Genomic DNA, 19,965 nt, shown 5'->3' on the forward strand with positions numbered 1-19,965 from the left:
GCCGGATTTGCTGGCCTGGCCCGTGGCTTGGGCTATGCTTGATATATCTCAAGAGTGAAGGAGAGCGAAAATAGTGCCATTTTGATGTTTTGAACTCAAAGCATTAAACTAACCCGCTTGTAATAATTGAATTCCGATTCTGAAAAAACGGCTTATCAACTCAGGAGGCGCCATAACGTGGGCGAAGTAGTGAAAGACGAATATCAGACGGACTACGTGGCCGGCCAGGACAACATCACACCGTTCGGGCTGGATCTCCACGCGCCGGTATTCCCGATAACGGCCATACTGGTTATAGCGTTCGTAATTGGTACCCTGATGTTCCCCGGGCAGGCGAAAGAGCTGCTCGATGGCGCAAAATGGGACATCATTGCGACCTTTGACTGGTTTTTCCTGATCAGTGCCAACATCTTCGTAGTGGTGTGTCTGGCTCTCATCTTCATGCCCGTCGGTAAGATCCGTTTGGGCGGGATGGACGCCAAACCCGAGTTTTCCACCATGTCGTGGTTCGCGATGCTGTTCGCGGCGGGCATGGGCATTGGCCTGATGTTCTGGGCGGTTGCCGAGCCGGTTGCCTACTATACCGGGTGGTACGAAACCCCGTTCAACGTTGAGGCGAACACGGCCCAGGCCGCCAATCTGGCCATGGGTGCCACCATGTACCACTGGGGTCTTCATCCCTGGGCCATCTACGCGGTGGTGGCGCTTTCACTGGCGTTCTTTGCGTTCAACAAGAACATGCCGCTGACTATTCGTTCTGCCTTCTTCCCGCTGCTGAAGGACAAGGTATGGGGCTGGCCGGGTCACGTCATCGACATCCTGGCCGTTGTGGCTACCATCTTTGGTCTGGCCACCTCACTCGGTTTCGGTGCCCAGCAGGCGGCCTCAGGCCTCAACTACCTGTTCGACACGGGCGGTGGTGTCAACGTCCAGATGGCGATTATCGTCGGTGTTACAGCCGTTGCGCTGGTTTCCGTACTGCGGGGCCTGGACGGCGGCGTGAAGATCCTCAGTAACATCAACATGAGCATGGCCGGCATCCTGCTGTTCTTTATCATCTTCGCCGGCCCGACTATGACCATTCTGGAGACGCTCTGGGTTACGTCCTCCAGTTATATCGCCAACGCGCTGCCCTTGAGTAATCCGTTTGGCCGTGAGGACGAAGCCTGGTTCCAGGGCTGGACGGTATTCTACTGGGCGTGGTGGATCTCCTGGTCACCGTTCGTGGGTATGTTCATCGCGCGCGTGTCCAAGGGGCGTACTGTACGTGAGTTCGTGACGGCAGTGCTGATCATTCCCACCGTGATCACGGTGGTGTGGATGAGCGCCTTCGGCGGTACCGCACTTGAGCAGATTCAGGATGGCATTGGAGCCCTGGCAGAGAACGGCCTGACCGAGGTCTCTCTGGCCATGTTCCAGATGTTCTCCAACCTGCCGCTTACCGAGATCATTTCGTTCGTGGGCATCGTGCTGGTGCTGGTGTTCTTCGTGACCTCGTCTGATTCCGGGTCGCTGGTTATCGACAGCATCACTGCCGGTGGCAAGACCGACGCGCCGACAGCACAGCGTGTGTTCTGGGTGGTGGCAGAAGGTGCGATTGCCGCAGCCCTGATTTTCGGGGGCGGCGAGGATGCCCTGGGCGCCATTCAGGCAACCGCGATCAGTGCTGGTCTGCCGTTCACGGCGATCCTGCTGATCATGACCTGGGGGCTGCTCAAGGGGCTGACCCACGAGCGCAAGCTCCTGGTTGCCAGGGGCGAACTCTGACAGTCTGACGGTCAGAAAAAACCGGGGTTTCGACCCCGGTTTTTTTGTGTCTGCCCGTTGTGATCTAGCGCTTAGAGGCTGGCGAAGGTTTCCATGGCGAACCGGGACCGGTCCTGCGGCGAGAAGTGCGGTCGCCTGATTGCTTCAATGGTTCTCAGGCGAGGGAGGAGGCCACGGCCATTGGCCATCTGGATGGCAAGCCCGGGCCTGGCATTCAGCTCCAGCAGCAGGGGGCCCTGGGTGGCATCGACAACGAGATCGACGCCAATGTAGCCAAGCTCGGTCGCTTCGTAGCAGCGCGCTGCCATCTCCAGCATTTCATCCCAGGCTTCTATCTGGATGTTTTCCAGCGCCAGACCAGTGTCTGGATGGAGCTTGATGGGACGGTTGAACTGAACGGCATTCAGGCTTCGGCCCGTGCCAATGTCCAGTCCTACCCCCACTGCTCCCTGGTGCAGGTTGGCCTTGCCGTCAGATGCGGTTGTCGCAAGCCTCAGCATGGCCATCACGGGGTAGCCCTGGAAGACGATGATGCGGATATCCGGCACTCCCTGATGGGAATACTTCGCCAGGGAGGGAACGGATTCCACGAGGGACTCTACGATGGCTACGTCGGGTGTTCCGGCGAGGGAATAGAGGCCTGCCAGGATGTTGGTCAGGTGTCGCTGCAGAAAGGGCGAGTCGACCCGGGCTCCGGAGGCCTTAATGTAGTCGTCTCCATCCCGCCCGGTAATCACCGTGATGCCCTTGCCGCCGGAGCCTTTGGCCGGTTTGATGGCGAAGCCGGCCAGATCCTCTGCCATTTCCTTGAAGTGGGAAATCTCATGCTGTTGGCGAACTACCTGCAGCAACTTCGGCGTTTTTACCCCGTATTCCGCCACAACCAGCTTGGTTTTCAGCTTGTTGTCCACCAGCGGAAAAGCGGACCGTTCGTTGTACCGCGCAATGTAATCGACATTGCGCCGGTTCATGTTCAGCATGCCGAGCCGGTTAAGCGCCCGCGGTGAAATCCAGTCCATATCAGTCGTAGACCTTCATGGGCGTGAACCGCTTGAGCTCGCTGAGCTTGTACCCGGTGTACTGGCCCATCAGCAGGATCAGACCCAGGATGACCAGGTGCAGCTCGGGGAAGTTGAAGGTGAGATGCCCGGCCAGCGGTGTGCTCATCAGCAGATAGGCGCAGATGGCAACGAACAGGCTGCCCACACCCTGCACCATGACTTCCCGGGCGCCTTCCTCCTCCCAGAGAATGGACATGCGCTCGATGGTCCAGGCGATGATCACCATGGGAAAGAAGGTGACCGTCATGCCGGTGTTGAAGCCCATCTGGTAACCAATGATGCTGAGCCCTGCGGTGATGAAAATAACCAGGATAATCAGGGCAGATATCCGGGACACCAAGAGCAGGTTGAGACTGGAGAGATAGCCTCGCATCAGCAGACCGATTGCCACCACCGACAGGAAAGCGATCAGGCCCGGAATCAGCGTGGTCTGGACAAACGCCACGGCAATGAGAACCGGCATGAAGGTACCCGAGGTGCGAATGCCGATTACTATCCGCATGAAGGCCACCATCAGGGCACCCAGCGGCAGAAGCAGCAGCATGCGGAACATGCTTTGCTCTTCAATGGGCAGCTCATAGAAACTCAGAACGCCGAGACCGTCGGAGGCGGATTCCAGAGTGGCCAATTGCAACGCCGGAACCGTCTGCCGGAGCATTGAGAAACTGACTTCGGAGTTCTCGCCGCCGACCACATCCAGGAGAGACGTAGAGCCCTGTCGCCACAACAGGAGATCCTCAGGAACACCCTGCTCGGCGGTTTTCGGGTCGAAGGTCAGCCAGCGCTTGCCGTTGTAGATCTGCAGGTAAGGTGTCAGTTGCTGTCGCCTGCGAGCGTCCTCGAGCTTCAGGCCATCCGCGGTTCGGGCGGCAATACCTGCGTGGTTGAGCATGTCAACCAACAGCTGGAGGTAGTTATCCTCGGACACCAGAAGGGTGGTGTTCTGGGTTCGGGTGTCGGGCTGCATCAGCCGGATCAGCTCACGGGTCATGCTTTCCGGAGTGCTGGAGCGGGCTCTCGCCTGGTCCAGAATTTCCTGCACAGCGGTCGCCTGTGGCTCCTCCCAGAAAGTGCGAGGCGTAGCGGGGGTGCGACTGGGTATCTCGGTCTCTGCCGATGCATCCGGCACAAACTGGGCTTTGAAATACAGCGTCTGTGGGCCGTTGGCCTCCCGCTTGGTCCACTCGGCACGCCGACCTTCAGAGCTGTCAATGATCGAGAAGCCGTAGCCGGGCGAGGCAGCCTGCTCGGTCAGGATGCGGAAGCCTGGTGGCTGCTCCGGTATGTTCAGGCTCACCAGGGCAGGGCCCTCCTCGGCCTCGAAGTCTACCCTTGCTTCCACCATCCACACCGGTCGCTGTTCCCCGGTCAGCCAGGGAATGCCAAACTCCACATGCCGCCAAACGGCAAGGGAAATACCCGCGGCAATGAGCAGGAAGACGGCAATGTAAAAAGGCAGGCGCGAACGGGTGGTCACGATTCGTTTCCGTTATTGGTGCTGAGTGATTCCGGTAACTCGGTCGCGTACTCCTTGCCGACATCAATCAACATAACGTCGCGCAGGATGTTTCGACCAATGAGCACCTCATAGGTGAGGTTGGTTCGGTCGGCCAGTGTGAACTCGGCTACCTGCTGATGGTCGCCGATGAAGAACTGAAGCTCAACCACCACGCGTCGCTCAGCCTCATCGGCGCTGGCCTGAATGACCCTTACCCGGCGGGAGATTTCCTTTTCCAGGGTGACATGGCGCTCGGTGCCTGGCACAACCACATCAAAGCGCACCCAGTTACTGCCATCCCGCTCAAAACGGGTAATGTTCTCTGCATGGATCGACGAGGTCTCTGCGCCACTGTCGATTCGAGCCTTGTAGATCAGCCCGGGGCCGGCCAGATAAAAGTTCTCGACCTCACCCACAACCACCTTGCCCTTGAGTCTGTCTGCCCGGCCTTTGGACCTTTCGTTGGCAACGCACTGCTTCTGGACTGGTACTGGCGGGCACTCGGGCTTTTCCACCTGGGTTGCAATGGCATCCAGGATGGTTTGGGTTGATGAGCGACTAAGGTCCATTACCTGGTTGTGGCGAACCGCGGCATTGTCTTCCATGGTCACCAGGGTTGCCCGTTGCGTCTTGATCGAGGTTCCAAGCTCTTCCAGATCTGTCTTCGGCACCATGAAATAGCGGTCTGCGGAGCAGCCTGAGAGCATCAGAATGCCTGCCAGGGCGAGCAGCGGCGCCTTTGGCAGTGCGACCCGAAACATTTTAGAACCCATCAAGAACCTCTGAACTGGCAAACGGTCACCCCGGGCAATCCTGCCCGTGACCTGTTCAATTGGGTAGAACCCGGTGATTTAGGAAAGGGGAGTATACAACATCCGATCTGTGTGGTTGATTTACAGATGGTTAAGGGGGCTATAGTGAGAAGAAGTTCCCGTCTCCAAGGATTGTCTCGGACCGGAGATACTCCTGAATGACCGGCGAGCAATTGAGATAGAAAAGGAGCAGTTCCCGTTGCACATCCTGGTCCTGAATGCGGGCTGCAAAGCTGATCAGCTCACGTATCTCTTCATCGCTTTCCGAGGCAGTAGCCGGTTCGCCAAAGCTCTTTCCGTACCGCGCCTTGAGCAGGTGGGTGAGGCGCTCCAGGTGAAACTCACCAGTGTGGGTAATGTGGGGAAGCAATCTGAACGCGTCGTCCTGGTTCGCCGATCCCTTGCCGAACAACCCTGAGTGGCCGTTTGAGTGGCCATGATGTGCCGAATAGCCCTCGTCGGCCTGCAGGAATTCCGCACCCAGTTTTCGCCAGAGTTCTTTCAGCATGATCGGTAATCCGTTTCTGATCCGGTTCAGACCGGCGGCCGGTTAACAAAGCGTAATAGCCCCGGAGCCAGCGAACATTCTAACCTTTTAGATTATCTTACGACGGGCGTCCAGAGCTGGATGGCGGCTCAGTGAATAATTGCCAAACAGTCGTGGTTCGTTCTCGGGTCATCACAACGAATCACGGCGCGTCGGGAAAAAGGTTCCATAACTGGGTTAGACTGTCACGCAGGTACACCTGAGCGAAAGCGCGAACATATACAGATCTTGAGGAAGGGAGTGCAGTTCAGTGCCCGAAGCCATCACGCAGTTGATGATGTCCTGGCCGGAAACCATGGCGGGGCTGGTAATCATCCTGGCGATTGCCATCCCGGTACTGGCGGGATTGTTGGTAAGGTCGTTGGCGGAAAAACGCAGACTGTCCGACGAATTGTCCGCGCTCGAAGGCCGCGCTGCCGACCTTGAGCGGCAGTTGAACGATGCAGAGCACGAGCGCGCGTTGGACGCCCAGCGCCAGACCCAACTCGAGCAGGCGGCCTCTGAATTGCGTGAGCGGAGCACCCGTATTGAGCAGGATATCGAGCAGTGGCGCCAGCGGGCGACCGGCCTCGAGAACCGCGTGGCCGGTCTGGAGTCGGATCTGGAAGCCCGCAGGGAGCGCACCGTCGAGCTCGAGCGCGAGCGCCAGTCTCTCCAGTCACGTACTGAGGAGCTCGGCCGCGAGCTGAACGAGGCCCGTGTGACACTGCGGGAGCAGGAGGTGACTCTGGACAAGGAGCGTCGAGCTGCCAACGAGAAACTGGAACTGCTCGAGCGCAACCGCGATGCCCTGAAACAGGAATTCGAGAATCTCGCCAACAAGATCTTCGAGCAGAAGAGCGAGCGGTTCAGCCAGCAGACCCGAACCAGCCTGGATACCCTACTGAACCCGTTCCGCGACCAGTTACAGGACTTCCGCAAGCGGGTGGAGGATGTCTATACCACGGAGACCCGTGACCGCCAGGCCCTGAGAAGCGAGATCAAATCCCTGCAGGAGCTGAATCGCCAGATCACCGAGGAAGCTTCCAATCTTACCCGGGCACTCAAGGGCGACAAGAAGATCCAGGGCAACTGGGGTGAGCTGATTCTCGAACGGGTGCTGGAAAAATCCGGGCTGCGTAAGGGCGTTGAATACGAAACCCAGGGCAGCTACCGGGACAGCGATAATCAGCTGTATCGGCCCGACGTGATTGTGCACCTGCCAGACAGCCGCAACCTGATTATCGACTCCAAGGTGTCACTGGTCGCCTATCAACGCTGGGTGACCGAAGAAGAGGACTCGACCGTCAAGGACGAGGCGCTCAAGCAGCACGTGGAGGCGGTGCGCAACCACATTCGCACCCTCAGCGAGAAGGACTACAGCCAGCTTCACGGGCTGCATTCGCCGGATTTCGTGCTGCTGTTCATGCCGATAGAACCGGCGTTTGTGGCGGCATTTCAGCAGGACGAGAACCTATTCGCAGAAGCCTTCGAGCGAAAGATTATTGTGGTAACACCAACCACATTACTGGCCACCTTGCGCACTATCGAGAACATCTGGCGCTATGAGCGCCAGAGTCAGAATGCCCGGCGCATCGCCGAGCGGGCCGGTGCCGTCTACGACAAGCTTAGGGTGTTTGTTGAGGCCATGGAGCGCCTTGGCGGCCAGTTGCATACGGCCCAGGGCACCTACGACTCGGCCATGAATACCCTGACCCGGGGCCGTGGTAACCTGATTTCTCAGGCCAACCGGTTTGTTGAACTTGGGGTGAGGGTGAAGAAGGAATTGCCGAAAGGCATCATCGACCAGGCCGAAGTCGACGACCGGGACGACGCGGACACCGTTGAAGACACGACCGAAGACAATGAACTGCCTGAAGCCTCTGAGCAGGCAGTTGGTGCAGATAACGAGCAGGAGTGAATGCCATGGCAGTATCGTTTGCAACAGGTCGCCGGATTGTCCGTGGCGCCCTCCTTGCGTCCTTCCTGGTGACCGCCCAGGCCCATGCCCTGGCGCCTGAACACGAAACCCGCAGGCTGATGCTGGCCACCGAGGAGGCCGTCATGGCCAAGAACTGGGGCGAGGCCGGCGAGTACCTGAACCAGCTTCAGCAACTGGAGGGTGAGAAACCTGCCGATTACCACTTTTACCGTGGCCGGGTAATGTTCCAGGCGTCGCATCTGAACGAGGCGCAGTCGGCCCTGGAAACCTATGTATCCCGGGCCGGCGCCGAGGGTGCTCATTATCAGGAGGCCCTGAAGCTGATCACAGCCATTGAGAAGACCCGCAAGCAGAACAGCGTGACGCCCCAGGCCGCCGCCGAGAGCGAACAGGTCGCGGTGATTGAGCCGGCGGGCGACGGCCAACTGGCATCGCTGAAGAAGCTGTACCTGGCGGATACCGACCGCGAGGCGCTGACACTGCACCTCAACAGCTTGCTGGAGCTGGCGGGCTGGCGTCGAGATCAGGCCATCGTACGGCTCGATCGCCCGGCGGATGTGGAATACCGTGTGACCACCGAGGGCAGCGAAATCCACATTCAGGAGATCCGGCGGGATGAAGCCGGCCGGATCCTGAGAAGCACCGAACAGATCCAGGTTTTTGGTATTAATCCTCAGGTGGAGTGGCGCTGTGAAGCCGCCGCAGCAACCTGCTGGGTCTACGATCCCCGGGATGGCTCTCGCTTGCTCCAGTTGGCTGCCAACCGGGACCAGGCACGGCAGATTGCTGAGACCCTGGGGCAGCTGGTTCGCGCGGTGCAGTCGCCCTAGCGTTCCTGACTCAGCTCGCCAGGTTGCCGCGCTCGCCCTCTCGATAGGCTCCGGGCGTCACGCCTGTCCATTTCTTGAACGCACGGTGGAAAGTGGAGGGCTCGGTGAAGCCCACCTTTGCCGCAATATCATTGATGGGCAGCTCCTGCCGTGCCAGGTAGTAGATCGCCATATCCCGGCGCAGTAGATCCTTGATTTCCTGGAACGAGGTGTTTTCCTGCTTGAGCCTTCTCCGCAGGGTTTGCGGGCTGGTGTGCATCTCCGCCGCGATCCACTCGAAATCCGGCAGTGGTTTGGAAAAGTCCCGACCAATCAGCGCGCGAATGCGGCCGGTAAAGGTGTTGCTCTCGTCTGGCCGGGACAGCAGATCGGCCGGTGAGGTTTTCAGGAACTGACGCATCTCCGGTTTATCGCGAATCACGGGTGCAGACAGAAAGCGCTTGTCGAAGGTAAGCGCGGTGGTGTCGGACTCGAAGGTAAGCGGGCAGTGGAAGATGTGGCGGTACTCATCGCCATGCTCGGGCCGGGGATAGTCGAACTCCGCCTGCTCCAGCTCTACAGGCTGCCCGATCAGCCAACTGCCCAGGCGGTGCCAGATCACGAGGATGCTCTCCCGAAGGAAGAAGCACGGGTCGTGGATCTCGCCTTCAATCCGTGTCACCAGACGCGCCTTATCCTCACCCACCTCAAGTTCCATGGACACCATCGGTTCGAAAAGCCGCGAGAACTGGAACGTCTGGCGATACACAGACTCGAGGTTGGGGCAGTCGATCACCAGGGCGCACATGGTGGCAAAGGTGCCGGCGCGGGCACGCCTGGGACCAAGGCCCATGAACTCATCGCCCATGCGGCTCCAGAGCACCTGCATCAAACGGCTGAACTGGTCACTGCTCACCCGGGCCATCTCGATGCGCAAAAGATCCGGTGAAATGCCCGCATCACGCAGCATCTCGTGGGTATCGAAACCCAGTCTTTCCGCACCCACCAGAGCGGCCTGAACAAAGTGCCGGGAAACCGTCAGATCGGACATTACGCTCGCCATTCCAAGAAAACGAAACCCATCATAAAACCCCGGTGGAACAATGCAACCGACCAACGCCGGCCACGCTGGTAGAAACGGCCAATAGGAATGATGCAACCGGCAGTTGGCCCGGTCGGCAAAACCGGGCAGCATGAAATCATCAAGCCCGTTTCAACCGATCCAACCTAAAGGAGATTGCCATGGCAGGACCACTGTCTTCACTGAAAGTCCTGGATTTCAGCACCCTGTTACCGGGGCCCTACGCCACCATGATGCTGGCGGATATGGGGGCGGAAGTGCTGAGGGTGGAGGCGCCGGACAGGGTGGATCTGACCAAGGTGATGCCACCGTTCGACGGAAAGTTCAGCACCGCCTTTTCCTATCTGACCCGGGGCAAGCAAACCATCCAGCTGAACCTTAAGAAGCCGGAAAGCGTCGAGAAGGTCAAGGAGCTGGTCAAAGACTACGACATTGTGGTGGAGCAATTCCGGCCGGGCGTCATGGATCGCCTGGGTATCGGCTATGAGACGCTCAAAGCAATCAATCCGAAGCTGATTTACTGTGCCATCACCGGCTACGGCCAAAGCGGGCCATACCGGGACAGGGCGGGCCACGACATCAACTATCTGGCCATCTCAGGCGTCGCCAGCCATTGCGGGCGCGCCGACAGCGGCCCCCCGCCCATGGGTATCCAGATTGCCGACGTGGCCGGCGGTTCCCACCATGCCGTCATGGGCATCCTGGCCGCCGTTATCCATCGCCAGAATACCGGCGAGGGTAAGTTCATCGACATAAGCATGACCGACGCAGCATTCGCCCTGAACGCCATGGCAGGCGCCGCCGCTCTAGCTGGCGGCCAGCACCAGGCGCCCGAGACCGGTATGCTGAATGGCGGCACTTTCTACGATTACTACCGGACCAGTGACGACAGATGGCTTTCCGTGGGCAGCCTGGAACCCCAGTTCTCGGCGCGGCTGTGCGATACCCTGGGAATCGGTGACATGAAAAGCCTGGCGACCAGCCAGAAGCCTGAACATCAGAAAGCCCTGAAGGCGGCGATCAAAGAGAAAGTAGGGGAGAAGACTCTAGCCGAGTGGCGGGAGATTTTTGCGGATGTGGATGCGTGTGTGGAGCCGGTTCTGACGATTGAGGAGGCGGCGGAGCATCCTCAAATTGCAGGTCGCGGCGTCACATTGGATGTTGATAGAGGAGACGGCAATGAGCAGAGGCAGATAGGATTAGCTATTAAATTCGCAAATTAAGTCTCCATCTTGCAAAGTTGTCTGTTTATGTTCTGGGTTCACCGTTATGTCGCTATTGTTTGGCTAAATTGTTAATGACTCTGTCGGTGAATCCAGAGACAAAAAAGCCCTCGCTTCGCGAGGGCTTTTTCTTTTCACCATGGAATCGCTCAGTCTTCGACCACAGTGTCGTCTACGACAGAGGTAGATGCACCAAAGTTTGCAATCATGAGCGTAGCTTGTGTCACCATTTCAGCAAACACATTCGCATTGTCTGCAGAAACTGGTGTTCCGTGAGTGCCCGCTGTGTAGCGAGTAATAGCAGGCAGCGTTCCATCTACACCTGTTTTGGATGCATCAAGAGTGGTTGCCAACGGTTCCGTGCCCGCGAGCGGAGCTGCAAAAGCATCTCCAAGGGTGTTTCCCTCACCGGCGCTGTTAGGAATTACAGTATCTCCAATCACCTCGGAAAGGAGAATTCCAGCAGGGGAGCCTCCATTCAGGTGATTATCCGAGAAGTTGATCGGATCAACAGTGTCGAGTGCGGCCTGGAACACGTTGAAATATGTCTCCAGGTTTGCGTCCCCTTGCTCCAAACCGGCAGCGGCCGAAAGTCCGCCAAGAATCTCAGGTGCGAAGGTCGGAGAATTTTCGAGCAGACGAACGATTCCTCCACCTGGAGTCAACAGGTTTGCGGCAACAACGTCGTCGCTCGTTTTTGGTGCGCCAGGAAGTCCCAGATTAATCTGGTTCTGGTTAGACGCGGCGACGAACGGCGAGCCGTTGATGGTTCCAAGGGAATGCCCAACGAAGTAAACGTTAGTCGTGTCGAGCGTACCGCCAGCGGCACCACCGTTAAAGTCAATGTTGCCAAGGCTTGCACGAAGGTTCATCAAGTCCACAGAACCCTGTCTGAGGTTGTCCCTTCCGTTGAGGAAGTTGGTCAAGTTGATGAAGAGGCTTCCAGACTCATCTTCTCCAGCTGCAACCGCGGGATCGAAGTTCATCTGAACCGGCCGGTTAGCCGCGTTAGCATAGAAGTTGAAGTGGCGCTCGTTATCGGTAGCCGCGATACCGGGTACCGTACTTCCCGCATTTGCTACAGTATTTTCTGCAGAGCCCAAGAAGCCAATAGCAGCGTCCAGACCTGCATCACCTGTCGTTCCGCCTGACAGGACAGAGTCAATTGTCGCCTGAGAGTCAGTCGCGTTCTGCCCAGTAGCGGACATTACGAAGCTGAGGTTAAGCTGGCCAGCAATAAGGGCGCTTACTGTAGAGTCCGATGGAGCCAAGCTCGCAGGCAGGCCGTTATCTTGTCCGGCTTCCAGAAGGTCGGTCGCTAGCTCTTCAAGAGACTCCTGAGATACTGGTGTTACACCGTGTAGGGGTTGATCGATTGCGACAACTGCCACCTTTGCGGCGTCAGCAAGAGCACTTCCGAAGGTCAGCGCAGCGCTGCGGTCAGTGGTAATGCCGTGCTGGTAAATGACCGTTCCTCCGCTGACATCACCGTCTGACGGATAAAGAACCAGCAGCGGCACCTCAACGAGTTGCGTTTCCTCAGGGAACGGGAAGACATAATTGACAACGTCGCTGACGGTTTGATCCGCTTGCGGAATTTCAAGGCCAAGGCCTTGGAACGCGGTATTCAAAGCCGATGCCAGCGTGTTGTCTGCATTCCATGATGCCGTTTGCAGCGGGGAACCATTGGTGCCGCTGGGCACACCCAGGAAATACGGAATTTCTATTGTGCCTTGGACAATATTAACGAGCCCAGAGGAAACAATCTGGCCGAGCGGCGTTGACGCAAGTGTAACGTCGTTCGTGCCTGCCAGATCGAGTGTCACGCTGCGCGCCTTTGGCGTGGGCAGCAAATCAGCAAACCCATTGTTTGCAGATGGGGTGTTCGCAAGTGCGAAGCCAACGCAGTTGATCGCATTTTGGCCTGTGAGACCTGCGCATCCCGAGGGCGGCGCTGCTGCAAAGATCGGATCCAAGGCTGCCTCAATTTCCGCCGTCGGAAAATTGGTAACTGCGCCGTCCGCAGCTGCAAGCACGTCACTGTAGTCAACCTTGCCATCTGAGTTCAGATCAAGCTCGTCATCGACCACCGAAGAAGCAGCGCTGGTGCGAAGGAAAGAGGTCAACTGATCAGCGAACCAGGCCTGAGGCTCAGCAATGTACTGAAGTACCTTTTCGTCGTTTGAGGTAGTGAAGCTGTAGGACATCGCCACGTTGGCTGCACTGAGAGCATTACCTGAGGGGCGGGCGCTGTTCGTCACTTGGAAGTAATTTGCCGCGATATTCTCCCAGAAGGAGTTGATTAGCGTACGGACAGGCGCGAGGGTAGAGGAGCCCAGCGGTTGATTTTCGTCTGTAAGGTTTCCGTAGCTCGGAGACTGGATGACCGGGTCGCCGTTGATGTCAAGCACCTCGTTGGTCACCACAACCACGTAACGTTTCTGTGGGTCGAGAGGTTTCAACGGATTGATGCGAATAGCAGATTGACCATCCAGCTGAACCACTTCGGCTTTGTAGTCAGGGGAAGCCGCTAGTCCGGCAAGCTCCGCACCCGCTCCGGCATCTCCCCCAGCGGCTTGTTGTACTGTGAGGGCCAAGGGAATTGTGGGCGGTTCGCCTGCGCTCAATCCGCGAACAGGATCTCCACTGGCGTAGTCGAGCTCAATGAGGAAAACGTTTTGGTTAGGGTTCGGGATGACGCTTGTGGGATCAGTCGGATCAGTGAAGATGAAGGCTCGAGAATCGACCGAATTCTCGTCGATTTGGCCGTTAAACCTGATAACAGCTGGCGCAACGGTTGAAGCGCCGCTCAAAGAGTTGAGAGCAGTAGTCACGGGAGGGCTAGTGTCCGCAACACGGAAGGTCCCGTCACTCGCAACCGAATCAAAAATCAAATCATTAGGAATCGGCAGTTCACTGGTGACCGGGTTGAAAATCGGCCAGGTTTTGCCATCAATCGCCGGGTTGCTGATTCTATAATCCGGATTCGCATTCTTCCCGGTGCTACCGCTATCAAAGCAGCCTGTGAGTCCAAGGGAAGACGCCACGGCAAGACTTATTAGAGTTTTCTTGAACATGGGTGGAACCTTTTCCTGTTGTTGTGTCGTTATGTTCGGCAGCTGAGGGAGCCGGTCTGATCCGGTAAGCCCGTTGTCAGCGGCCTGTTCTGCTTGAACTGTTGTCTGAAATTGTAGCCAGCGCTTTGAGCCAATTTCTGTAACTCTGACTATAGCGACAGTATGGCAAGTGTTGATCAGCCAAAAGTGTGATTCTTATGGATACAACCCTCCCCGGGCGGTTGTCGTTCGGCCTTTCTGAAAAATAGTTCCGGGTTACCGGTTTGTCGAGTAGCCGGGCGCCGGGTTGTGATGCATTCCGGCGGGTTACTCGAAGCGTGAGAAATCCGGTGGCCGTTTCTCCATGAAGGCTCTGAAGGCCTCTGCAGCTTCCGGGGATTTGAGCCTTTGGCTGAACAGCTCACCCTCTTGCAGCATCGTGGCGCGCAGCGCCTCAAGGTTGGGACGATTGAGCAGTTCTTTCGTCGCCCGGATCGCGGCGGGGGCCTTGCTGGCCAGTCGGCGGCAGGTGTCCAGGGCGGCCTGTTCGGTGTGTTCTGGCTCGCAAACCCGGTTGATCAGCCCGAAGGCCAGGGCCTCCTCGGCGCTGAAGGCGTCGCCAAGCATCAGCAGTTCAGCAGCGCGCACCCGTCCGAGCCAGGCCGGGAGCAGAAGGCTGGAACCGCCTTCGGGGCACAGGCCGAGGCTGGCAAAGGGCATCTGGAATTTGGCGTTATTGCCGGCGAACACCATATCGCAGTGCAGCAGCATGGTGGTGCCAATGCCAACGGCGGGGCCATTTACCGACGCTACTACCGGTTTGCTGGCGGTTGCCAACAGGAGCAGGAAGCGGCCGACCGGCGTGTGCTCGAAATCGCCCGGAAGCCCCGCAGCGAATTCGCCAAGATCATTGCCGGCCGTGAAACATTCACTGGTGCCGGTGAACAGCACGCAACGAATGCCGGCGTCGTCCCGGGCCTGCTCGAGGGCATTGCCCATAGCGGTGTACATGTCGTGGGTGAGCGCGTTCTTGCGGTCCGGGCGGTTCACTCGAACGGTGAGAATGCGGTCTTTGGTCTCGGTCTGGACGAGGTCGGTCACGGGATCTCCTCGGTTGTTCTTGTGGTTTGGTTAGGATGATACCTTTTTTCTCGGGTAGGTTTAACGGCTTTTCTCAAGCGTTCCGCCTTCCGTCCAATCACTCGCTCATCGGTTTTTCTGGTAAACTCTCGCCTCCGTTTTTTGACGACACGACATAACGATACTCACCTGATGAGGCGCCTATGACCACCGTAATCCGCGAGGACGACCTGATTGAGAGCGTCGCAGACGCGCTGCAGTTCATTTCCTATTACCACCCCAAGGATTTTATCCAGGGCGTTTATGAGGCTTACCAGAAGGAAGAGTCCCAGGCGGCCAAGGACGCCATGGCCCAGATCCTGATCAACTCGCGCATGTGCGCCCAGGGCCATCGCCCCATCTGCCAGGACACCGGTATCGTGACGGTGTTCGTCAATGTCGGCATGCAGGTTCAGTGGGGTTTCGATCGGCCGCTGGATGACGTGATCAACGAGGGCGTACGCCGCGCCTACACTCATCCGGACAACGTGCTGCGGGCGTCGGTGCTGGCCGATCCGGATGGCAAGCGCCAGAACACCAAGGATAACACCCCCGCCATCATTCACTACAAGATGGTGCCGGGCGACAAAGTGGAAGTGCACGTGGCGGCCAAAGGCGGCGGCTCCGAGGCCAAGTCCAAGTTCGCCATGCTGAACCCGTCAGACTCGGTGGCGGACTGGGTGCTCAAGATGGTTCCGCAGATGGGCGCTGGCTGGTGTCCGCCGGGCATGCTGGGTATCGGCATTGGTGGTACCGCCGAGAAGGCGATGGAACTGGCCAAGGAAGCCCTGCTGGACCCGATCGATATTCATGATCTGAAAGCCCGTGGCGCCTCCAACCGCGCCGAAGAGCTGCGCCTGGAGCTGTTCGAGAAGGTGAACGATCTGGGCATCGGCGCTCAGGGCCTGGGCGGCCTGACCACGGTGCTGGATGTAAAGGTGAAGGACTATCCCACCCACGCCGCCAACAAGCCGGTGGCGATCATTCCCAACTGTGCGGCTACCCGCCACGCCCATTTCACCCTGGATGGCACCGGCCCGTCGCTGCAAACGCCGCCGAGCCTGGACGACTGGCCGGAAATCACCTGGGAAGTGGGCGAGAACGTGCGCCGCGTGAACCTGGACACCGTCACCCCGGAAGATGTGAAGGACTGGCAGCCGGGCGAAACCGTGCTGCTGTCCGGCAAGATGCTCACCGGCCGCGATGCTGCCCATAAGAAGATGGTGGACATGATCGAGAAGGGCGAGGAACTGCCGGTCGATCTGAAGGGGCGCTTCATCTATTACGTGGGCCCGGTCGACCCGGTGCGGGAGGAAGTGGTTGGCCCTGCGGGCCCGACAACCGCCACGCGCATGGACAAGTTCACCCACACCATGCTTGAGAAAACCGGCCTCACCGGCATGATCGGCAAGGCAGAGCGTGGCCAGGTGGCCATCGATGCCATCAAGGAATTCGGTGCGGTATACCTGATGGCCGTGGGTGGTTCTGCCTACCTGGTGTCCAAGGCCATCAAGCAGGCGGAAGTGGTTGCCTTCCCCGAGCTGGGTATGGAAGCCATCTACGAGTTCGAGGTGGAAGACATGCCGGTGACCGTGGCGGTGGATTCCCGTGGCTCGTCTGTGCACCAGACCGGCCCGGCCGAGTGGCACGAGAAGATCATTGCTGCGAAGGCGGTCTGATCGCCAGAGCCAGAGAAGCTACGAAAAAGGCCGGGCGAGCAATCGTCCGGCCTTTTTTGTCTGCCCGCCCCGGTGACCTAGCTTGAACAGCTGATGCTCAGGTGCTTGCCCCAATCCGGCGGTAGTGCTGCATAAGCCTCGTTCTCGGGCTGCTCATCAAAAGGCCTCTCCAATACCTTCAACAGCGCCTTCATGGGCTCGTAATCCCCGTTCTGGGCTTCCTGAATCACCTGCTGCGCCAGGTAGTTTCTCAGGATGTACTTCGGGTTTACTCCGCGCATGGCGTATTCCCGCTCATCGTGGGCGCGGGGCTCTTTCAGCAGCCGTTCCTCGTACCGCTCCAGCCACTGGTCTGCCACGCTGCGGTCCACAAACAGGTCCCGCACCGGGGCGTGGCCGCGGCTGTGCAGGTTGGAAATGGCCCGGAAGAACAGGGTGTAGTCCACGTGGTGCTCGTGCATCATGCTGAAGGTATCCATGATCAGGCTCAGATCACTCTCTTCCTCCTGGGCAAGCCCCAGCTTGTCGCGCATGTTCTGCAGGAAACGGTCGTTGTAGGCCACCTCGTAGCGGCGCAGGCCCCGGCGCACGTCGTCTTCATCCATGATGGGCAGCAGCGCGGTGGCCAGGAACCGGCAGTTCTCGAAGCCCACCTGGGGCTGGCGGTTGTAGGCGTATCGGCCGCCCTGGTCGGTGTGGTTGCAAATGTAGCCGGCGTCGAAATCGTCCAGGAAGGCGTAGGGGCCGTAGTCGAAGGTGTCGCCGATAATGGACATGTTGTCGCTGTTCATCACGCCATGACAGAAACCGACGGCCTGCCAGTCAGCGATCAGCCGGGCGGTACGCTCCACCACTTCCTCGAACCAGCGGCTGCGGCGTTCGTCCTCCGGCAGGTCAATCAGGTGGGGGAAGTGCAGGGCGATAACATGTTCCAGCAACGTTTTGACGGCGTCCGGCCCCTCATGGTGGGCAGCGAACTCGAAGTGGCCAAAGCGGATGTGGCTCTGGGCGACCCGCACAAGCGCGGCGGCGGTCTCGATGGATTCCCTGCGCACCGGGTCTCTGGCGCTCACCATGAACAGGGCCCGGGTGGTGGGTATGCCCAGCCCGTACATGGCTTCGCTACACAGGTATTCGCGGATGGTGGAGCGCAGGACCGCCCGGCCGTCGCCGAAGCGGGAGTAGGGGGTCATGCCGGCGCCCTTGAGGTGCCAGTCCCAACGGCGGCCATCCGGCCCCACCGTTTCCCACAGCAGCAGGCCACGGCCGTCGCCCAGGTCCGGGTTGTACACGCCGAACTGGTGCCCGGTGTACTTCATGGCGACCGGGTCCATTCCTTCCAGAAGTTCAGTGCCGGCGCCGATACCGGTCCAGTTGGCTTCCGAATCCGCCCGAAACCCCATGTCCTCGGCCAGGGAATGGTTGAAGCACACCATTCTGGCATCCTTCAGGGGAGTAGGTTTTACCCGGGTATAGAAACTGTTCGGGAGTTCCAGGTAGCGGTGCTCCACGCGAAAACCGTTGCCACTCATAAAACGCCTATACTCCCATTGGTATGAATTCTGCTGCCTATCTTCTAACTGCTGACAAAATCGGAAAACTCAACGTGCCTGAACACGCTTTACAACAAACCGTTCTTGACCTGATTGCCCGGGAAGACCTGCCAGCGAGCTACGCAGATACCGTTCAAAAGACCCTGTTGCCCCTGGCAAACCACATCCTAGCATTGCGCCGGTCGAAGCAGCGGCCGGTCGTGGTGGGTATACACGGGGCCCAGGGTACCGGCAAGTCCACGCTGACCCTGTTTTTACGAGAAATCCTGTCCCGGCATTACGGCACGGGCACGGCCAATTTCTCTCTGGATGACATCTACCTTACCAGAGCCGAGCGCCAGGACCTCGCCGAACGTGTCCACCCGCTGTTCATCACGCGCGGCGTGCCGGGCACCCACGACCTTGCCCTGGGGCAGCAGGTGGTGGACCGGTTGCGCTCAGCAGGGTCAGACGACCAGACACCCATTCCGGCTTTCGACAAGGCCCGGGACGATCGGGTTCCCGAGGCAGACTGGCCGGTCTTTCAGGGCCGGGCCGATGTGATCTTGATAGAAGGCTGGTGTCTGGGCGCCTCGCCGGAGGACGAAGCCGCGCTGATCGCCCCTGTGAATCGGCTCGAATCGGAAGAGGATCCCCATGGCACCTGGCGTGGTTACGTGAACCAGTGCCTCAAGGGCGGATACCGGGATTTCTTCGGCCAGATGGACTGCCTGGTGATGCTGAAGGCGCCCTCCATGGACTGTGTGCTGGAATGGCGGAGGCTTCAGGAGCAGAAACTGGCCCGAAAAGCCGGAGCGGCTCTGGAGCGGGATGCACCAAAACAGGGCGCTGTTCCCGAAGGCGCGCGAAACCTGCGCATTATGAGCGAGGCCGAGGTGGCCCGCTTCGTGATGCATTACGAACGGGTTACCCGCGCCTGCCTCGCCGAGATGCCGGGCAGGGCGGATGTGCTGATTGAAGTGGCGGAAGACCATTCTCTCGGACTTCCGACGTTCCGTTCAGATTGATGGAGAATTCACCATGGCCAGGCCCCGCCTGATCCTCTTCTCAGACCTCGATGGCACACTGCTCGACCATGATAATTACGACTGGCGAGCCGCGCAGCCGGCCCTGGCCAAACTGCGTTCCAGCGGTATTCCACTCATTCTCAATTCCAGCAAGACGCTCCCCGAGATTCGGGCCCTGCGTGAGGACATTGGAAACACCGACCCGTTCATCGTCGAAAACGGTGCAGCAGTGGTCATACCACCCCACATCTTCGGCAATAGCCAGGAGAAGGTGGTGAATTTTGGTGCAACCCGGGCACAGGTGCTGGCCGTGCTTGAGAAGCTGCGGGAAAAGGGTGCCCGTTTTCGGGGCTTTGAAGACATGTCGGCCGACGAGCTTGCGCGTGAGGCAGGCCTGGACGTGGCCGCAGCGGCGATGGCCAAACAGCGGGTGGGTACCGAGCCGTTGCTCTGGCTGGGCACGGAAGAGGAGCGGGCGGAATTTGAGGCCGCATTGGCCCGGGAAGGCCTGCGGCTGGTGGCCGGTGGGCGGTTCCTTCATGCCATGGGTGTCTTCGATAAGGCCGACGGGGCCCGGTTCTTGCTTTCGAAATATCAAGAGCAGTACCAGGAGCATGGCGACGGGCCTCTGATTGCGATTGCTCTGGGTGACAGCCCCAACGATCAGCAAATGCTGGAAGCGGCGGATATACCGGTGGTGATCCGGGGCGTGAACAGTGAGCAGGTCCAGTTGCCCTCGGCAAAACACGCCATGCGTTCTCTCAAACCCGGCCCCGAAGGCTGGAACGAGTGCGTACTCAACCTGCTGTTCGAGTACGGCTACTAGCGAAGG

The 19,965-nt window shown here is 58.8% G+C and carries 15 protein-coding genes; 7 read left to right on the forward strand and 8 right to left on the reverse strand.

Annotated features, from left to right (window positions below):
- The first annotated feature begins 177 nt into the window (after positions 1-177).
- On the forward strand, positions 178-1,767 hold the full coding sequence (locus tag BM344_RS15405; protein ID WP_091992079.1) for a BCCT family transporter: 1,590 nt from the start codon (positions 178-180) through the stop codon (positions 1,765-1,767).
- A 71-nt stretch (positions 1,768-1,838) separates the two neighbouring features.
- On the opposite strand, the gene BM344_RS15410 is transcribed toward BM344_RS15405, so the two are convergent.
- From BM344_RS15410 to BM344_RS15425, 4 genes are all read right to left on the reverse strand, one after another.
- The gene (locus BM344_RS15410) at positions 1,839-2,786 is read right to left on the reverse strand and encodes an alpha-L-glutamate ligase-like protein (protein ID WP_091992080.1); all 948 of its coding nucleotides are present in this window, start codon (positions 2,784-2,786) and stop codon (positions 1,839-1,841) included.
- A 1-nt stretch (position 2,787) separates the two neighbouring features.
- Positions 2,788-4,305 (reverse strand): inactive transglutaminase family protein, encoded by a 1,518-nt coding sequence (locus tag BM344_RS15415; RefSeq protein WP_091992081.1) that lies wholly within the window; start codon positions 4,303-4,305, stop codon positions 2,788-2,790.
- Positions 4,302-5,099: an ATP-dependent zinc protease family protein gene (locus tag BM344_RS15420; protein ID WP_091992082.1), complete on the reverse strand. Its 798-nt coding sequence runs from the start codon at positions 5,097-5,099 to the stop codon at positions 4,302-4,304. The genes BM344_RS15415 and BM344_RS15420 overlap by 4 nt, the downstream gene beginning before the upstream one ends.
- 139 nt (positions 5,100-5,238) lie before the next feature.
- Positions 5,239-5,646, reverse strand: a complete 408-nt coding sequence (locus BM344_RS15425; RefSeq protein WP_091992083.1) for a hypothetical protein — start codon at positions 5,644-5,646, stop codon at positions 5,239-5,241.
- Positions 5,647-5,959: 313 nt separating this feature from the next.
- Between BM344_RS15425 and rmuC the strand changes: the two genes are divergently transcribed.
- On the forward strand, positions 5,960-7,585 hold the full coding sequence (rmuC, locus tag BM344_RS15430; RefSeq protein WP_228143663.1) for a DNA recombination protein RmuC: 1,626 nt from the start codon (positions 5,960-5,962) through the stop codon (positions 7,583-7,585).
- A gap of 5 nt (positions 7,586-7,590) precedes the next feature.
- Entirely contained in the window at positions 7,591-8,436 is an 846-nt protein-coding gene (locus tag BM344_RS15435; protein WP_091992084.1) for a hypothetical protein, read from the forward strand.
- Positions 8,437-8,446: 10 nt separating this feature from the next.
- Here BM344_RS15435 and BM344_RS15440 read toward each other — a convergent pair whose 3' ends face one another.
- Positions 8,447-9,466: an AraC family transcriptional regulator gene (locus BM344_RS15440; RefSeq protein ID WP_091992085.1), complete on the reverse strand. Its 1,020-nt coding sequence runs from the start codon at positions 9,464-9,466 to the stop codon at positions 8,447-8,449.
- Between the two features lie 191 nt (positions 9,467-9,657).
- On the opposite strand from BM344_RS15440, the gene BM344_RS15445 reads away from it, so the two are divergent.
- Complete coding sequence (locus BM344_RS15445; RefSeq protein WP_091992086.1) at positions 9,658-10,719, forward strand: CaiB/BaiF CoA transferase family protein; 1,062 nt, start codon at positions 9,658-9,660, stop codon at positions 10,717-10,719.
- Between the two features lie 149 nt (positions 10,720-10,868).
- Here BM344_RS15445 and BM344_RS15450 read toward each other — a convergent pair whose 3' ends face one another.
- Both BM344_RS15450 and BM344_RS15455 read right to left on the reverse strand, forming a co-directional pair.
- Positions 10,869-13,796: a hypothetical protein gene (locus BM344_RS15450; protein ID WP_091992087.1), complete on the reverse strand. Its 2,928-nt coding sequence runs from the start codon at positions 13,794-13,796 to the stop codon at positions 10,869-10,871.
- A 306-nt stretch (positions 13,797-14,102) separates the two neighbouring features.
- Positions 14,103-14,876: an enoyl-CoA hydratase gene (locus BM344_RS15455; protein ID WP_091992088.1), complete on the reverse strand. Its 774-nt coding sequence runs from the start codon at positions 14,874-14,876 to the stop codon at positions 14,103-14,105.
- A gap of 182 nt (positions 14,877-15,058) precedes the next feature.
- Here BM344_RS15455 and BM344_RS15460 point away from each other — a divergent pair, with 182 nt between their 5' ends.
- A complete protein-coding gene (locus BM344_RS15460; RefSeq protein WP_091992089.1) occupies positions 15,059-16,573 on the forward strand; it encodes a fumarate hydratase in 1,515 nt (504 codons plus the stop codon).
- Between the two features lie 77 nt (positions 16,574-16,650).
- Here BM344_RS15460 and BM344_RS15465 read toward each other — a convergent pair whose 3' ends face one another.
- On the reverse strand, positions 16,651-18,105 hold the full coding sequence (locus BM344_RS15465) for a protein adenylyltransferase SelO (RefSeq protein WP_091992090.1): 1,455 nt from the start codon (positions 18,103-18,105) through the stop codon (positions 16,651-16,653).
- Positions 18,106-18,179: 74 nt separating this feature from the next.
- On the opposite strand from BM344_RS15465, the gene BM344_RS15470 reads away from it, so the two are divergent.
- Together BM344_RS15470 and BM344_RS15475 are read left to right on the forward strand one after the other, a co-directional pair.
- Positions 18,180-19,133 (forward strand): hypothetical protein, encoded by a 954-nt coding sequence (locus BM344_RS15470; protein WP_091992091.1) that lies wholly within the window; start codon positions 18,180-18,182, stop codon positions 19,131-19,133.
- 13 nt (positions 19,134-19,146) lie between these two features.
- Complete coding sequence (locus BM344_RS15475; RefSeq protein ID WP_091992092.1) at positions 19,147-19,959, forward strand: HAD-IIB family hydrolase; 813 nt, start codon at positions 19,147-19,149, stop codon at positions 19,957-19,959.
- Positions 19,960-19,965: the final 6 nt, after the last annotated feature.

Origin of the sequence: Marinobacter gudaonensis (genome assembly GCF_900115175.1) — a bacterium.
Taxonomy (GTDB): Bacteria; Pseudomonadota; Gammaproteobacteria; order Pseudomonadales; family Oleiphilaceae; genus Marinobacter; species Marinobacter gudaonensis.

Excerpts from the sequence above, each read along its gene's own strand:
- BM344_RS15410 (WP_091992080.1), bottom strand. The coding sequence starts at position 2,786 with ATGGACTGGATTTCACCGCGGGCGCTTAACCGGCTCGGCATGCTGAAC.
- BM344_RS15420 (WP_091992082.1), bottom strand. The coding sequence starts at position 5,099 with ATGGGTTCTAAAATGTTTCGGGTCGCACTGCCAAAGGCGCCGCTGCTC.
- BM344_RS15425 (WP_091992083.1), bottom strand. The coding sequence starts at position 5,646 with ATGCTGAAAGAACTCTGGCGAAAACTGGGTGCGGAATTCCTGCAGGCC.
- rmuC (WP_228143663.1), top strand. The coding sequence starts at position 5,960 with ATGATGTCCTGGCCGGAAACCATGGCGGGGCTGGTAATCATCCTGGCG.
- BM344_RS15435 (WP_091992084.1), top strand. The coding sequence starts at position 7,591 with ATGGCAGTATCGTTTGCAACAGGTCGCCGGATTGTCCGTGGCGCCCTC.
- BM344_RS15440 (WP_091992085.1), bottom strand. The coding sequence starts at position 9,466 with ATGTCCGATCTGACGGTTTCCCGGCACTTTGTTCAGGCCGCTCTGGTG.
- BM344_RS15445 (WP_091992086.1), top strand. The coding sequence starts at position 9,658 with ATGGCAGGACCACTGTCTTCACTGAAAGTCCTGGATTTCAGCACCCTG.
- BM344_RS15450 (WP_091992087.1), bottom strand. The coding sequence starts at position 13,796 with ATGTTCAAGAAAACTCTAATAAGTCTTGCCGTGGCGTCTTCCCTTGGA.
- BM344_RS15460 (WP_091992089.1), top strand. The coding sequence starts at position 15,059 with ATGACCACCGTAATCCGCGAGGACGACCTGATTGAGAGCGTCGCAGAC.
- BM344_RS15465 (WP_091992090.1), bottom strand. The coding sequence starts at position 18,105 with ATGAGTGGCAACGGTTTTCGCGTGGAGCACCGCTACCTGGAACTCCCG.
- BM344_RS15475 (WP_091992092.1), top strand. The coding sequence starts at position 19,147 with ATGGCCAGGCCCCGCCTGATCCTCTTCTCAGACCTCGATGGCACACTG.